At 74.8% G+C, this 12,399-nt stretch carries 15 protein-coding genes; 8 read left to right on the top strand and 7 right to left on the bottom strand.

Annotated elements, in window-relative coordinates; translation table 11 throughout:
* The first annotated feature begins 224 nt into the window (after positions 1 to 224).
* The gene (locus ACI79A_RS00945) at positions 225 to 635 is read left to right on the top strand and encodes a GerMN domain-containing protein (protein ID WP_457078959.1); all 411 of its coding nucleotides are present in this window, start codon (positions 225 to 227) and stop codon (positions 633 to 635) included.
* Here ACI79A_RS00945 and ACI79A_RS00940 read toward each other — a convergent pair.
* Positions 616 to 891 carry a hypothetical protein gene (locus tag ACI79A_RS00940; RefSeq protein ID WP_457078957.1) on the bottom strand — a complete coding sequence of 92 codons (276 nt, stop codon included), beginning with the start codon at positions 889 to 891 and terminating at the stop codon, positions 616 to 618. The two genes, ACI79A_RS00945 and ACI79A_RS00940, sit on opposite strands and share 20 nt — an antisense overlap.
* Before the next feature lie 163 nt (positions 892 to 1,054).
* On the opposite strand from ACI79A_RS00940, the gene ACI79A_RS00935 reads away from it, so the two are divergent.
* Together ACI79A_RS00935 and ACI79A_RS00930 are read left to right on the top strand one after the other, a co-directional pair.
* The gene (locus tag ACI79A_RS00935) at positions 1,055 to 1,462 is read left to right on the top strand and encodes a four-helix bundle copper-binding protein (protein WP_457078955.1); all 408 of its coding nucleotides are present in this window, start codon (positions 1,055 to 1,057) and stop codon (positions 1,460 to 1,462) included.
* 28 nt (positions 1,463 to 1,490) lie between these two features.
* Positions 1,491 to 2,492 carry a PfkB family carbohydrate kinase gene (locus ACI79A_RS00930; protein WP_457078953.1) on the top strand — a complete coding sequence of 334 codons (1,002 nt, stop codon included), beginning with the start codon at positions 1,491 to 1,493 and terminating at the stop codon, positions 2,490 to 2,492.
* Between the two features lie 18 nt (positions 2,493 to 2,510).
* On the opposite strand, the gene ACI79A_RS00925 is transcribed toward ACI79A_RS00930, so the two are convergent.
* Complete coding sequence (locus ACI79A_RS00925; protein WP_457078951.1) at positions 2,511 to 2,795, bottom strand: hypothetical protein; 285 nt, start codon at positions 2,793 to 2,795, stop codon at positions 2,511 to 2,513.
* Positions 2,796 to 2,849: 54 nt separating this feature from the next.
* On the opposite strand from ACI79A_RS00925, the gene ACI79A_RS00920 reads away from it, so the two are divergent.
* From ACI79A_RS00920 to ACI79A_RS00910, 3 genes are all read left to right on the top strand, one after another.
* Positions 2,850 to 3,731, top strand: a complete 882-nt coding sequence (locus ACI79A_RS00920; RefSeq protein ID WP_457078949.1) for a universal stress protein — start codon at positions 2,850 to 2,852, stop codon at positions 3,729 to 3,731.
* 199 nt (positions 3,732 to 3,930) lie between these two features.
* The gene (locus tag ACI79A_RS00915; protein ID WP_457078947.1) at positions 3,931 to 5,667 is read left to right on the top strand and encodes a GAF domain-containing protein; all 1,737 of its coding nucleotides are present in this window, start codon (positions 3,931 to 3,933) and stop codon (positions 5,665 to 5,667) included.
* 127 nt (positions 5,668 to 5,794) lie between these two features.
* Complete coding sequence (locus tag ACI79A_RS00910; protein ID WP_457078945.1) at positions 5,795 to 6,238, top strand: pyridoxamine 5'-phosphate oxidase family protein; 444 nt, start codon at positions 5,795 to 5,797, stop codon at positions 6,236 to 6,238.
* Between the two features lie 26 nt (positions 6,239 to 6,264).
* Here ACI79A_RS00910 and ACI79A_RS00905 read toward each other — a convergent pair whose 3' ends face one another.
* Entirely contained in the window at positions 6,265 to 6,942 is a 678-nt protein-coding gene (locus ACI79A_RS00905) for a response regulator (RefSeq protein ID WP_457078943.1), read from the bottom strand.
* A 197-nt stretch (positions 6,943 to 7,139) separates the two neighbouring features.
* Between ACI79A_RS00905 and ACI79A_RS00900 the strand changes: the two genes are divergently transcribed.
* On the top strand, positions 7,140 to 7,475 hold the full coding sequence (locus ACI79A_RS00900; protein ID WP_457078941.1) for a hypothetical protein: 336 nt from the start codon (positions 7,140 to 7,142) through the stop codon (positions 7,473 to 7,475).
* On the top strand, positions 7,472 to 7,690 hold the full coding sequence (locus tag ACI79A_RS00895; protein ID WP_457078939.1) for a hypothetical protein: 219 nt from the start codon (positions 7,472 to 7,474) through the stop codon (positions 7,688 to 7,690). Before ACI79A_RS00900 ends, ACI79A_RS00895 begins: the two co-directional genes overlap by 4 nt.
* An 84-nt stretch (positions 7,691 to 7,774) precedes the next feature.
* Here the strand turns inward: ACI79A_RS00895 and ACI79A_RS00890 are convergent, their stop codons facing one another.
* The 4 genes from ACI79A_RS00890 to ACI79A_RS00875 form a co-directional block, all read right to left on the bottom strand.
* On the bottom strand, positions 7,775 to 10,510 hold the full coding sequence (locus tag ACI79A_RS00890; RefSeq protein WP_457078937.1) for an endo-1,4-beta-xylanase: 2,736 nt from the start codon (positions 10,508 to 10,510) through the stop codon (positions 7,775 to 7,777).
* 307 nt (positions 10,511 to 10,817) lie between these two features.
* On the bottom strand, positions 10,818 to 11,675 hold the full coding sequence (locus ACI79A_RS00885; RefSeq protein WP_457078935.1) for a class III extradiol dioxygenase family protein: 858 nt from the start codon (positions 11,673 to 11,675) through the stop codon (positions 10,818 to 10,820).
* Positions 11,675 to 12,049, bottom strand: a complete 375-nt coding sequence (gene ligA, locus ACI79A_RS00880) for a protocatechuate 4,5-dioxygenase subunit alpha (RefSeq protein ID WP_457078933.1) — start codon at positions 12,047 to 12,049, stop codon at positions 11,675 to 11,677. Before ligA ends, ACI79A_RS00885 begins: the two co-directional genes overlap by 1 nt.
* 67 nt (positions 12,050 to 12,116) lie before the next feature.
* Positions 12,117 to 12,395, bottom strand: coding sequence for a muconolactone Delta-isomerase family protein (locus tag ACI79A_RS00875; protein ID WP_153361195.1), 279 nt, complete (start codon positions 12,393 to 12,395; stop codon positions 12,117 to 12,119).
* Positions 12,396 to 12,399: the final 4 nt, after the last annotated feature.

The raw sequence follows: 12,399 nt of genomic DNA, 5'->3' as shown, positions 1-12,399 counted from the left end.
GGAGGGCGCAGGGCAGGATCGCGCCGCGCAGGAGGGTTCCGGCACCGCTCACCGCCGTCGCCATCGCGGTGCCCCTCGCGCTGACCTCCTGCGGGGTGCCGACCGGCGGGCCGCCGGAGGCGATCCCGAGCTCCCAGGTGCCCTCGGCCCTCGCGTCGCCGAGCGCGCCGCCGTCGTCGGCCGTGCCGGCGCAGCCCGGCGTCGAGCAGCCGCAGGTGTACCTCGTGGCTCCGTCGGACGTGCTGGTCCCCCGGCCACGCGAGGTGCCCGACGGCGGGACCGCCGTCCGGCTGGCCGACCTGCTCGACGACCTCACCGAGGGGCCGACCCGGGCGGAGCGCGACGACCAGCTGTCCACCGCACTGCCGCCGGGAACTGAGCTGTCGCTGGCCGACCTCTCCGGGTCGACGGCGACGATCGCGTTCCAGGACGACGCGGACGCGCCGTCGGGGCGGGACAGCCGGCGCACCGTCGCGCAGATCGTGCTGACCGCGACCAGCCTGGCCGAGGTGGACGCGGTGCTGCTGAGCCGCAACGGGCTCCCGGTCGAGGCACCGCTGCCCTCCGGCGCCCTGACCTCGGCGCCGCTGACGGCAGAGGACTACGCCCCGCTGCTCACCGCTCCACCGTCGTGAGCGGGCGCTCCGCGGAGGGGGCGTCGACCTCGGAGACCGGGACCGCCCGCGGCAGGCCGCGCTGCTCGCGGTGCGCGTAGAGCACGTCGCGCGGCGGGAGGACATGGCCCTCCGGGCACTGCAGCGTGCCCACCTCACCGACGTAGACCGGCGACGGACGCTCGGCGACGGCGAAGCGCCCGGCCTGCTCCACGAGCCGGCTGTCGCATCGGGGGCAGTGCAGGTTGTGCACGCTCTGTACCCAGACGGAGACCATGCGTCCACCCTGGGCTCTCCGCGGCCGTCCGGGAAGCCCCGCGTCGCGCATGTGGCGATCCGTCACCGGATCGCAAAGGTGAGCCGGTGGCGTGCGGGGGTAGCGCTGGAAGGGCTTGCGCGGGCGACCCCCCGTCGCCCGCCCCGACGACCAGGAGGACCGCATGACCATCGCCGCGCAGATGCTGGACACCTACCCCAAGGACCTCGGCGGGATCGACCGGGAGAAGCTGCTGGCCTGCATCGACGCCTGCTTCGAGTGCGCCCAGGCGTGCACCGCCTGCGCCGACGCCTGCCTCAGCGAGGACATGGTCGCCGAGCTGACCACCTGCATCCGCACCAACACCGACTGCGCCGACGTCTGCGACACGACCGGCCGGGTGCTGTCCCGCCACACCGGGTACGACGCGAACCTGACCCGCGCCGTGCTGGAGGCCTGCGCCGCCGCCTGCCGGGCCTGCGGCGACGAGTGCGCGCGGCACGCCGACATGCACGAGCACTGCCGGGTCTGCGCCGAGGCCTGCCGCCGCTGCGAGCAGGCCTGCCGCGACCTGATCGCCTCGCTCGGCTGACTCCTCCGCCCGCCGCTACGGTGTGGCGGTGATCACTGTCTGCGGGGAACTGGTCGTGGACCTGATCCCGGCCGCTCCGTCCGCGCCGGCCGAGGTCGAGGACACCGCCGCACCGGGCACCCGGCCCGCCGCTCCACCTCCGCCGCGGTACACCGCCTTCCCCGGCGGCAACGCGCTGAACGTCGCGGTGGCGGCCGCCCGGCTCGGCGCTCCGACGCACCTGATGGCGCGGGTGGGCGCCGGGCCGTTCGGTGCGCTGCTGCGCGACCACGCCGCGCGCAACGGCGTGGCCACCGACGCGATGCTCCCCGCCGAGGAGCCGGTCAGCCTGGCGGTGGTCGCGCTGGCCGAGGACGGGTCAGGCAGCTACTCCTTCCACACCCAGGGTGCGGCCGACTGGCAGTGGACCACCGAGGAGCTGGGCCGGGTCTGGCCGGCCGGCACCCGGATCGTGCACGTGGGGTCGATCTCCAGCTGGACGCCGCCCGGGTCCGACGCCATCGCCGCGCTGGTCGCCCGGGTGCGCGCGGAGGGGACGGCGCTGGTCAGCTTCGACCCCAACGTCCGGCCCACCCTGGCCGACGACGCCGACGCCGTCCGCGCGCGGGTCACCGGCCTGCGGCGCGTGGCCGACGTGGTCAAGGTGAGCGCCGAGGACCTGGCCTGGCTGGAGCCCGGCGCCGACCTGGACGAGGCCGCCACCCGCTGGGCGGCCGAGGGGCCGGCGCTGGTGCTGGTCACCGACGGCGGGCGGCCGCTGCGCGCTGCCCGGCCCGGCGGCCCGCTGCTGCGCCGCGAGGTGCCGAGCGTGCCGGTGGCCGACACCGTGGGCGCCGGGGACAGCCTCGCCGCCGGGCTGTTCGCCGGCCTGGTCCGCACCGGCGTCCTCGACCGGACGGCGCTGCTCGACCTGCCCGAGCTTGACCTCGTCGCGCTGCTCGACGACGCGGCGCTGGTCGCGGCCCTGGCCTGCACCCGGCCGGGCGCCGACCCGCCGACGCTCGCCGAGCTCGAGGCCGCCCGCCGCTGACCCGGCGGGACCGGCCGGTCAGGTGATTGTCCGGCCCCCCACCTGGAGGCTGCCGACCCGCAGCTCGCCGAACTCCGCCCGGCGGACGGTGAGCCGGCCGATCCGCAGCAGCCCGATCGCCAGCGCCCCCACCGCCAGGCCACCGGCGGCGAACGAGCCGACGGCGAGCGCGCCCACCGCCCAGCTCCCCACCGCCAGGGCACCGCTGGCGGTCGCTCCCGCGGCGACCCGGCGCACGGCCACGTCCCCGGCCACCACGTCCCCCACCTGCTGGGCGCAGCACCGCTCCTCCTGGTGGTCCATCTCCGGCTCCTCTCGCTCGCCGCGGGCGCGGCCGCCCGGGTGGTGGAGCCGATCGTGCCTGCTGGACACCGGCTGTGGTCCCCCGAGCGCAGGCGTCCGGCCCTGGCGGGCACCGCCGCCCTGCACGAGCATGGGAGCTCCGCGAGGGAGGGAGCCGCCGGCGAGCGGCTGGTCGGCATCCTCAGCCGACGCGACCTGCTGCGCACGCTCGTGCGGTCCGACGACGAGGTCGCCGGCGACGTGCAGCGGCTGGTCGAGGCCTACACCGGGGAGGGTGACGGCTGGTCGGTGAGGGCCGCCGACGGGGTCGTCACCGTGCGCCGAGCCGGGCAGCGCCGTCCCGCGAGTGGCGACGGAACGGGTGATCCCGAGGTGCTGGACCGGGGGCTGTCCACCCTGGCCCGGACGGTCCCGGGGGTCATCGCCGTCGTCGTCGAGCCAGGGGCGGGCGCTAGGGCATCCCGACCGGGGACCCTCGCCCCGGGGCGGGCGGCGGCGGACGCCGCACGATCGGACCACACCCCGCACGCCCGCCCTGGAGCAGCCATGACCGACCAGTCCCCCGCCCCCGTCGCCCCCGTCGTCGTCGGGGTCGATGGCTCCCTCCCCGCCACCGAGGCGGCGCGCGCCGCCGCCACCGAGGCCGCCCGCCGTGGTGCGCCGCTCCACCTCGTCCGGGCGTTCAGCTGGCCGGCGCGGCAGCCGGCCGGGCTGCCGGCCGACGCCGACGCCCGCGCCGCCGCCCGCCGGTCGGCGGACGCCGACCTGCACCGGCTGCGCACCTCGCTGGCGGGCCGGCTGCCCGCCGGCCAGGTCCGCGCCACCCTGGTCGACGGCACCGCCGCCGACGTGCTGCGCGCGGCGGCCGGGTCCGCGGCACTCGTCGTCGTCGGCGCGGTCGGCCTCACCTGGAGCGCCACCTCGCTCGGGACGTGACCGCCGTAGGCCCCTCGCACCTGGCGCAGGACCCGCGCCAGGTCGACCGGCTGGACCGCTGGGGGCTGCGCCCGTGGACCCCCACCTCCCGGCACTGCTAGGTCGTGCTGCGCACCGCGGTCCTCGCCGGCCGCCGGCCGCGCGCCGCGCCGGCATGCCGGGCTTCCCTCCCTGTGGGAGCAGTGCCAATCTGGGCGCGATGAGCAGCCGCGCGCCCCGCCCCGACACCGATCCCGCACCGGCCGCCCCCTCGCCGCTGGCCGGCATGCGGCTGACCGAGCTGCTCGGTGAGGTGCAGGAGCGGCTCGCCGCCGTCGCCCGCTCGCAGGAGCGGGTGCAGGACCTGCTCGACGCCTTCCTCAGCGTCTCCAGCGGCCTGGACCTGGACGCCACCCTCCGCCAGATCGTCGAAGCGGCCACCGGGCTGGTCGACGCGCGGTACGGCGCGCTGGGGGTGCTGCGGTCCAGCGGTGGGCTCGGCGCCTTCATCACCGTCGGGATCGACGAGGAGCTGGCGGCCCGGATGGGGCACCTCCCCGAGGGCAAGGGCGTGCTCGGGCAGCTGATCACCGATCCGCACCCGCTTCGGATCACCGATCTGAGCACCCATCCGGCCTCGGTGGGCATGCCACCGCACCACCCACCGATGCGCAGCTTCCTCGGCGTCCCGGTGCTGGTCAGGGGCGAGGTGTTCGGCAACCTCTACATGACCGAGAAGCGCGACGGCGCCTTCACCGCCGAGGACGAGGCGGTGCTCACCGCACTCGCCGGCGCCGCCGGCATCGCGATCGACAACGCCCGGCTCTACGCCGAGGGCGAGGTCCGCCGGCGCTGGCTGACCGCCGTGGCCGACGTCCGCGCCGCACTGCTCGGCGGCCTCTCCCCCGAGGCGTCCTTCCAGCTGGTGGTCGACCGGGTCGCCGAGCTCACCGACGCCGACGACGCCTGGCTGGTCCGCACCGCCGACGGCGGCGACCGCTTCGAGGTGCAGGCCCAGCGCGGCGAGGGGCTCGCCGACCTCGGCGGCACCACCCTGCGGCTGGCCGACAGCCCCGTGCTGGCCGCGGTGGCGCAGGCCGACGGCGTGGTCACCCTGGACCTCTCGGGGCTCGACCCCGCCGGTCCGGCCGCGCAGCCGCCCTGGGGGCCGGTCATCGCCGTCCCGCTGCGCGGGGTCGACAGCCAGACCGCGGTGCTGATCGCCTGCCGACGGGGTGGGCGCGACCCCTTCGACCCGACGCTGGGCCCGTTGATCAGCTCCTTCGCCGACCAGGTCGCCCTGGCCCTGGACATGGCGGTGCGCCAGCAGGTGGCCCGCCAGCTCGACGTCTACGAGGACCGCGACCGGATCGCCCGGGACCTGCACGACCACGTGATCCAGCGGCTGTTCGCCGCGGGGCTGAGCCTGCAGGCGGCCACCGGCCGGGTCCGCGACCCCGCCGTGCAGCAGCGCCTGCGCGGGGTGATCGACCAGCTGGACGAGACGGTCCGCGACATCCGCACCACGATCTTCGACCTGCACACCACAGACGACGCCGAGCACGCCGACAGCCTCCGCCGGCGGGTGCTGGACATCGTCACCGAGGGCACCGGCGACGGCCTGCACCCGACGGTGCGGATGTCCGGTGCGGTCGACAACCTGGTCACCGGGGAGCTGGCGGTCGACGTCGAGGCCGTGGTGCGGGAGGGCGTCAGCAACGCCGCCCGGCACTCCGGCGCCCGGCACGTGACCGTGACGCTGGACGTCGCCGACGAGGTGGTGCTCGAGGTGCTCGACGACGGGCGGGGCATCGACACCACCGTGGCCCGCAGCGGCCTGCGCAACATGCAGGAGCGGGCCCGCCGGTGGGGTGGGGACAGCGACGTGGCGGCGCTGCCCGAGGGCGGCACCCGGCTGCGCTGGTGCGCACCGCTGCCGGTCCCCGGCCACGGCTGACGGCTCCGGCCGCCGGCCGGGCAGGTCAGGACCTAGGACCCGGGTGCCGCGCCGCCCGGCGGGGCACAGTGGAACGGCAGACGGTTGTGCCCGGCACAGTCGACCGACCCGCGCGATGGAGGAACCCGTGACCGACCGTGTGCTCGAGGTGCTCACCGACGCGGAGTGCCGGCGGCTCCTGGAGACCTCCGCCATCGGGCGGATCGCCTACACCGAAGGGGCGCTGCCGGCGATCCAGCCGGTCTCCTTCGCCGTCGTGGGGGCGGAGATCATCATCCCCACCCGCCGCGGCAGCAAGGTGGCCGCCGCGAGCCGGGGTGCGGTCGTCGCCTTCGAGGTCGACGAGCACGACCCGGCCGACCGCACCGGGTGGAACGTCACCGTCGTGGGCGCCTCCCGGCTGATCAGCGACCCCGCGGAGGTGGCGGCGCTCGACGCGACCGGCGCCCGGGCCTGGGCGCCGGCCGACGACCCCTGCTACGTGGCGATCGGCATGACCCTCCTCCGCGGCCGGCGCATCTCGCTGGGGGCCGCGGTCCCGGCCGCCACCGCCCCCCTGGCCGGCGCCTGACCGGCACCGGACGAGGGGCGGGGGGATCAGCGGAGCCGCGCCGACCCCGACCCGCCGCGCAGCTCGGTGGCGAGGATCGCCGCCTGCGTGCGGCGCTCCAGCCCGAGCTTGGCCAGCAGGTGGGACACGTAGTTCTTCACGGTCTTCTCGGCCAGGAACATCCGCTCGCCGATCTGCCGGTTGGTGAGCCCCTCGCCGATGAGCTCCAGCACGGCCCGCTCCTGGTCGCTGAGCTTGGCCAGCGGGCCGGTCGGCTCGGCGGCCCGGCGCATGCGCTCCATCACGGCCGCGGCGGCGGTGGGGTCCAGCAGCGACCCGCCCCCGGCCACCGTGCGCACCCCGGAGACCAGGTCCTGACCGAGGATCTGCTTCAGCAGGTAGCCCGATGCGCCCGCCATGATCGCCTCGAAGAGCGCCTCGTCGTCGCTGTAGCTGGTCAGCATGATGACCTTGAGGTCGGGCATCTTCGACCGCAGCTCGCGGCAGACGCTGACCCCGTCGCCGTCGGGCAGCCGCACGTCCAGCACCGCGACGTCGGGGCGCAGCGCCGGTACCCGGGCCAGCGCCTCCGCCGCGTTCTTCGCCTCGCCGACCACGGTGATGCCCGGGTCGGTCTCCAGCACGTCGGCGACACCGCGCCGGACGATCTCGTGGTCGTCGAGCAGGAACACCCGCACCGGGGTGGTCGCCGCGTCCGTGGTCACCAGCTGCCTGCCTCTCCCGCACCGGGGTCTCCGGGCGCGCCGGCCTCCCACGCTAGAGGCTGCCGACCGCACGGGGCACGGGCCCAAGGTCCCGAGCGGCGCGGGACCGGTGGACCGGGTCCTTGGTCCCTCGCCGGCGGCCGCGCCGACGGCGGATGCTGGCGGGAGCCCGCCACCGCGACCGCCCAGGAGGGGACATGACCGACCCGGCGAGCGTCTTCCGGTTCGAGCACGACGAGCACGGCGTGACAGCCCTGGCCGGCAGCGGCCGGCCGGTCGCCCACGTGGAGGTGCACGAGGACGAGGCCGGGGTGCGGCTGGAGTTCTGGCTGGCCCAGGCGACACCCCCGCGGGTGCGGACCGAGCTCGCCCGGTCGGTCTTCGAGCACGCCGCCCTGCATCCCCGGCGCACCGTGCTGGCCGCCGTCCCGCACGGTCAGCACGACGTCCTGGCCGAGCTGCGGGCGCACGTGTCCGGCAGTCGGACGCACGTCGCCGGGGCCACCTGCCTGCTCGAGGGACGGGTCCGGTGACCCGCATCCCGCCCTGGGCGGACCTCACCCCACGCCAGCAGGCCCTCGTCCTCGCCCTGGCCTCCGTCCAGCTGTCCCTGGCCGCCACCGCGTGGGCCGACCTGGCCACCCGGCCGGCCGCCGAGGTGAACGGCGGCAAGGCCCGGTGGGCGCTCGTCATCGCGGTGGGCTGGATCGGTCCGCTGGCCTGGTTCCGCCGGGGGCGGCGCCGCTGACCGCTACGCGCGAACGCGACCGGCCCCCGTCCACCTGAGGGGACGGGGGCCGGCTGCGTGCGGTGGGCCCTCAGGCCCGGGTGGTCACTTCCGGACGTCGATGGCGACCGAGGTGGTCGCGGTCACCGGCGCCCCGAAGGAGTCGGTCATCGACAGGGTGCAGTCGAACGCCGCCGTTCCGACCTGCGTGGGGTTGCCGCGCAGGGTGAAGTTGGCGTTCTGGCCGGCCGGGTAGTCGCGGTTGCCGACCTGCCGGGCCGACCCGGGGGCCAGCTGCAGCGTCATCGCCGGGCCGGACGTCTGAGCGCAGGAGTACTGGAAGCTGTCGCCCAGCAGCACGCCCGTGCCCTTGTTGCCGAACTGCACGACCAGCTGGACGGTCTGCTTGACGTTCGCCCGGACGACCGGCCCGTGGTTGATCTGCTGGTAGAGCCGGGTCGTGGTGGCCGGTGGGGTGACCACCACGTCGAAGGTCCCCGGCGTGGCCACGTTCCCGGCCGCGTCGGCGGCGGTGCAGGTGACCGTCGTGGTGCCGATCGGGAACAGCGCGCCCGAGGGCGTGTCGCAGGTCGGCACGATCGCGCCGTCCCGGGTGTCCCCGGTGACCGGCGGCGTGTAGGTCACCTGGGCACCGTCGACGCCGGTGGAGGTGGCCTGGACCGGGTCCTTCGCCGCGATCCGCGGCGGCGAGACGTCCGCCGGGCGGGCCGGCAGCCGGCTCGGGTCGACGATGCCCCAGTAGGCCGGGGTGACCTGCAGGTCGTCGTCGAACGGCGTCGGCTGCTCCCACGGCCGGGCCGCCGGCCAGGTGCGCAGCCAGCTCCGGGCGTTGCTGATGCCCCACACGGTCACCGACTCGATCGACCCGGAGTGCTCGCGGAACACCGAGAACAGGTCACGCCAGTAGTAGCCCAGCTCGGCGGCGGCCGCGGCGTCGTCGGCGTAGGCCGGCGCGTGCTGCGGAACCGTGCCGTTGCTGACGTCGGCGCCGTTGTTCTCCTTGGAGTCGCTCACGTCCAGCTCGGTGATCGCCTGCAGCAGCGGGCGGCCGGTCTCGGCGCTGAGCCGTTCCACACCGGCGAGGGAGTCGCCCACCCACTGCACCGGGCGGGCGAAGTCCACGTGCACCTGGTGGCCGACGCCGTCGATCGGCACGCCGCGCTCGATGAGGCTGCGGACCAGCTCGAGGTAGTCGGCCCGCTTCTCCGGCATCTCGGTGTTGTAGTCGTTGATGAACAGTGCGGCGTCCGGGAAGTACCGGTCGGCGAGCCGGAACGCCTCGTCGACGAACTGCTCGCCGAGCACCTGGAACCAGCGGCTGTCGCGCATGTCGTGCGGGTTGGCGTTGGCGCCGTCGTTGATGACCTCGTTGACCACGTCCCAGGCCCAGATCGGGCTGTTGCCGTCGGGGTACCGGGCGTCGATGTGGTCGGCGATCCCCTTGATGTGCGCCTCCAGCCGGGCCCGCAACAGGGCCTGGTCGGCGGGGCTGCTGGTCAGGTCGCGGTCGCCGTCCTTGAAGAACCAGGCCGGGGTCTGCGAGTGCCAGGCGAGCACGTGGCCGTACACGTCGACGTCGTTGGCGTCGGCGAAGTCCAGCAGCCGGTCGAGGTTGGTGAAGTCGAAGTTCCCCTCGGTGGGCTGCACGACCTCGGGCTTCCCGTCGTTCTCCGGCGTGATGGCGCCGTAGTGCTTGGTCACCAGCTGGGCGGCCCGGCCCACGGTCTCCCGGGAGTCGATGGCCACGCCGACGTGCTCGAAGCCCTGGTCGCCGAGCACGTCCTGCAGCGCCGGGACGTCCTGGATCGGCGTCTCGGCGAACGGGGCGACGGTGACGTCGTCGATCAGGAAGCTCGTGTTCGCGTCGCCCTCGACGTACAGCTGCGCCGAGTCGATCGGCGCCCCGAGGGTGTAGGTGCCACGCAGCCGGGTCCACTCGGCGTCGGTGACGACCGCGCTGGCGCCGCCGATGTTCTCGTAGTTGGTCTGCGTGCCGCGGTTGCGCTGGATCGAGGCGCGCAGCGACGCCGAGCCCTCGCCGGGCGCCAGCTTGGCCCAGACGGTCACCTGCACGGTCTGGCCGACGGCCAGGTTGCGGGTGACGTCGACGGTCGGGCCCTGCCAGTTCTGCAGCCGGTTGGTGGCCAGCAGGCTGGCCGAGCCGCTGTGGGCGTCGGAGGTCGTGCGCTCGACCCGGGCGTCACCGCGCGGGCCCCAGCCCTGCAACCCGTCCTCGAAGTCCGTGGCCAGCGGGGCCAGCGTGCCCGGCTCCTGCGGCGTGGCCGCCTCGCCGACGATGGACACGTCGTCGAGGAAGAAGGCCTGGGAGGCGTCGGGGCTCTCGAAGTACGGCTCCAGCTGGCTGCTGGCGGTGGCGAACTCGTAGGTGCCGCTCACCTTCGTCCAGCTGCTGTCGGACACCGCGACCTGCCAGGCCACCGAGTCGTAGGCCGTGGAGCCGCCCTCGGGCGTGCGCGCGACGCTCAGCGTGACCAGGTCGCTGCCCGACCCCGCGGGCAGCTTGACCCACCCCTCGATGGTGTAGCGCCCGGCCGGCATGAACGACCGGGCGTCCAGGCCCGGGCCGTGCCAGGTGTCGCCGCGGCCGGTGACCGCCAGGCTCGCCTCGCCCGTACGGGCCTCCTCGGTGCTGACCGCCACCTGCGCGGCGCCGCGGCCGAACCAGCCGTCGGTGCCGGTCTCGAAGCCGGTGGTGTGCACCGTGGTCGGTGCGGCGGTGGCCGCGGGCGCGGCGACCACGCCGGCCCCCGCCACCAGGCCGAGCATCGCTGCTCCGCCGACCAGACGTCGTTGTCTCATGTGCTCGTGTTCTCCTCGGGATGGATCGCGCAGCCACTGTGCTTCCGGATGGATCCCGGGCGGTTATCGAAACTTTCCGGTACCGCGCCGACCGAAGTGAAGCTCACCACTTCGGGGGAAGTCAATGGATCGGCGTCGACCAATCTCGGGCGACCGCCGCGTGTCCGCGGCGGTCGAGCTCATGGCGCCGGTGACCCGGCACCCGACCTCGACTCCGCACGCACCCCAGCCCGCACGCGACGGAGCCCGGCCCCGCGACGCGGGACCGGGCTCGGTGTCGTGGGGCGCGACGGGCGCGCCGCGGACGTCAGGCGGGCTGGAGCACCTTGTTCTCGAAGAGCGCCAGCGCCGCCGCGGTGTTCGACGCCGCCACGAAGTAGGTGTCGTGCACCCGCGTGATGTCGTCGTCCAGCGCACCGCGCATGATCAGCCACATGATCATCTCGATGCCCTCGGAGCCGGCGAGCCGCACGTAGTCCTCGCGGGACAGCGCCGCCAGCTTCTCCGGGTCGGTCTGGATCTCCTCCAGGAACTGCCGGTCGAAGTCGGAGTTGATGAACCCCGCCCGCGCACCGGCCAGCTGGTGGGACATGCCACCGGTGCCCAGCACCCCGACCGTGATGTCCTCGGGGAAGCTGCGGATCGCCCGGCCCAGCGCCTTGCCCAGCGCGTAGCAGCGCGCCGCGGTCGGCTGCGGGTACTGGATGACGTTGACCAGCAGCGGCACGACCGGGCACGGCCACGCCTCCCCCGGGTCCGGAGTCCACACCGACAGCGGCACGGTCAGGCCGTGGTCGACCTCCAGCTCCTGGAAGACCGTGAGGTCGAAGCCCTCGTCGACCAGGTTCTCCAGCAGGTGCAGGGAGAGGTCGGGGTGGCCGACCACCTCGGGCACCGGCCGCTGGCCGAAGCCCTCGTCGGCGACCGGGTAGCGCTCGGCGGTGCCGATGCCGAAGGTCGGCACGATGTCCAGGTCGATGCCGTTGGCGTGGTCGTTGTAGATCACGATCGCCACGTCGGGCTTGTGCTCGGCCAGCCACTCACGGGCCGGCTGGTAGCCGTCGAACAGCGGCTTCCAGTTGTCGTCCTGGGTCTTGTCCCGGTCCATCGCCGCGCCGATGGACGGCACGTGCGAGGTCGCCAGCCCCCAGATCACCTCGGCCATCAGGACCGCCCTCCCGCGGCGAGCGCCGCCTTGAACTCGTCCTCGGTCATCCCGGTGAACACACCGCCGAGGTACTGCATGGAACGCCCGTCCATCATGGCGAGCTTGTAGACGTAGAAGATGCTGCCGCCGAGGTCGATCATCGCCTGCCAGTCCCGCTCGGTGACCGCGCGCGTCTGCTCGGGGGTGAGCCCGAACTCCGCGCAGTAGGCCGGCTCGTCGGACAGGAAGCGGTCCCGGGCCTCCTTGGTGCGCAGGCTCATGAACAGCTTGTTCATCTTGAACCCGCGCCGGCTGGTGGCGCCGTCGAAGATGGGCGTGCCCGGCACGTCGATCTTCGACCGCGGTGGTGCGCTGGTCTGTTCGGTGGTCATGAGGGCCTCCTCGCCCGTCGGCCGTGCTCCCTGCTGGTGTCCGTGCCGTGCCTGGTGCCGGTGCCGCTCACGTGCGCTCCTGCGGGTGGGTGGCCAGCGCCTCGACGTGCACGTCGAGCCAGGGGGCCATGGGCAGCGACATCAGTGCGTCGTGCAGCTCGGCCGGGTCGGCCGCCTCGTAGAGGCCGACGGTGGCGTTGCGGCCGGGCACCCGCCACAGCCGCTTGAGCACGCCCGCCTCGCGCAGCTCGACCGCGCGCGCCCGCTCACCGGCGCGCAGCTCAGCCCGCCGCTCGGGCGGGAAGTCGGCGGGCAACCGGTTCTCCGACCGGACCAGGAACTCCATCTGC

Source organism: Modestobacter sp. SYSU DS0657 (assembly GCF_054050925.1).
The sequence above is the reverse complement of the archived record's forward strand: the minus strand, read 5'-3'. Positions and strand labels throughout refer to the sequence as shown.

What these genes read in the sequence shown, in the direction of transcription:
- ACI79A_RS00940 (WP_457078957.1), bottom strand. Translation starts at nt 891, where the DNA reads ATGGTCTCCGTCTGGGTACAGAGCGTGCACAACCTGCACTGCCCCCGA.
- ACI79A_RS00935 (WP_457078955.1), top strand. Translation starts at nt 1,055, where the DNA reads ATGACCATCGCCGCGCAGATGCTGGACACCTACCCCAAGGACCTCGGC.
- ACI79A_RS00925 (WP_457078951.1), bottom strand. Translation starts at nt 2,795, where the DNA reads ATGGACCACCAGGAGGAGCGGTGCTGCGCCCAGCAGGTGGGGGACGTG.
- ACI79A_RS00915 (WP_457078947.1), top strand. Translation starts at nt 3,931, where the DNA reads ATGAGCAGCCGCGCGCCCCGCCCCGACACCGATCCCGCACCGGCCGCC.
- ACI79A_RS00900 (WP_457078941.1), top strand. Translation starts at nt 7,140, where the DNA reads ATGACCGACCCGGCGAGCGTCTTCCGGTTCGAGCACGACGAGCACGGC.
- ACI79A_RS00890 (WP_457078937.1), bottom strand. Translation starts at nt 10,510, where the DNA reads ATGAGACAACGACGTCTGGTCGGCGGAGCAGCGATGCTCGGCCTGGTG.
- ACI79A_RS00885 (WP_457078935.1), bottom strand. Translation starts at nt 11,675, where the DNA reads ATGGCCGAGGTGATCTGGGGGCTGGCGACCTCGCACGTGCCGTCCATC.
- ligA (WP_457078933.1), bottom strand. Translation starts at nt 12,049, where the DNA reads ATGACCACCGAACAGACCAGCGCACCACCGCGGTCGAAGATCGACGTG.
- ACI79A_RS00875 (WP_153361195.1), bottom strand. Translation starts at nt 12,395, where the DNA reads ATGGAGTTCCTGGTCCGGTCGGAGAACCGGTTGCCCGCCGACTTCCCG.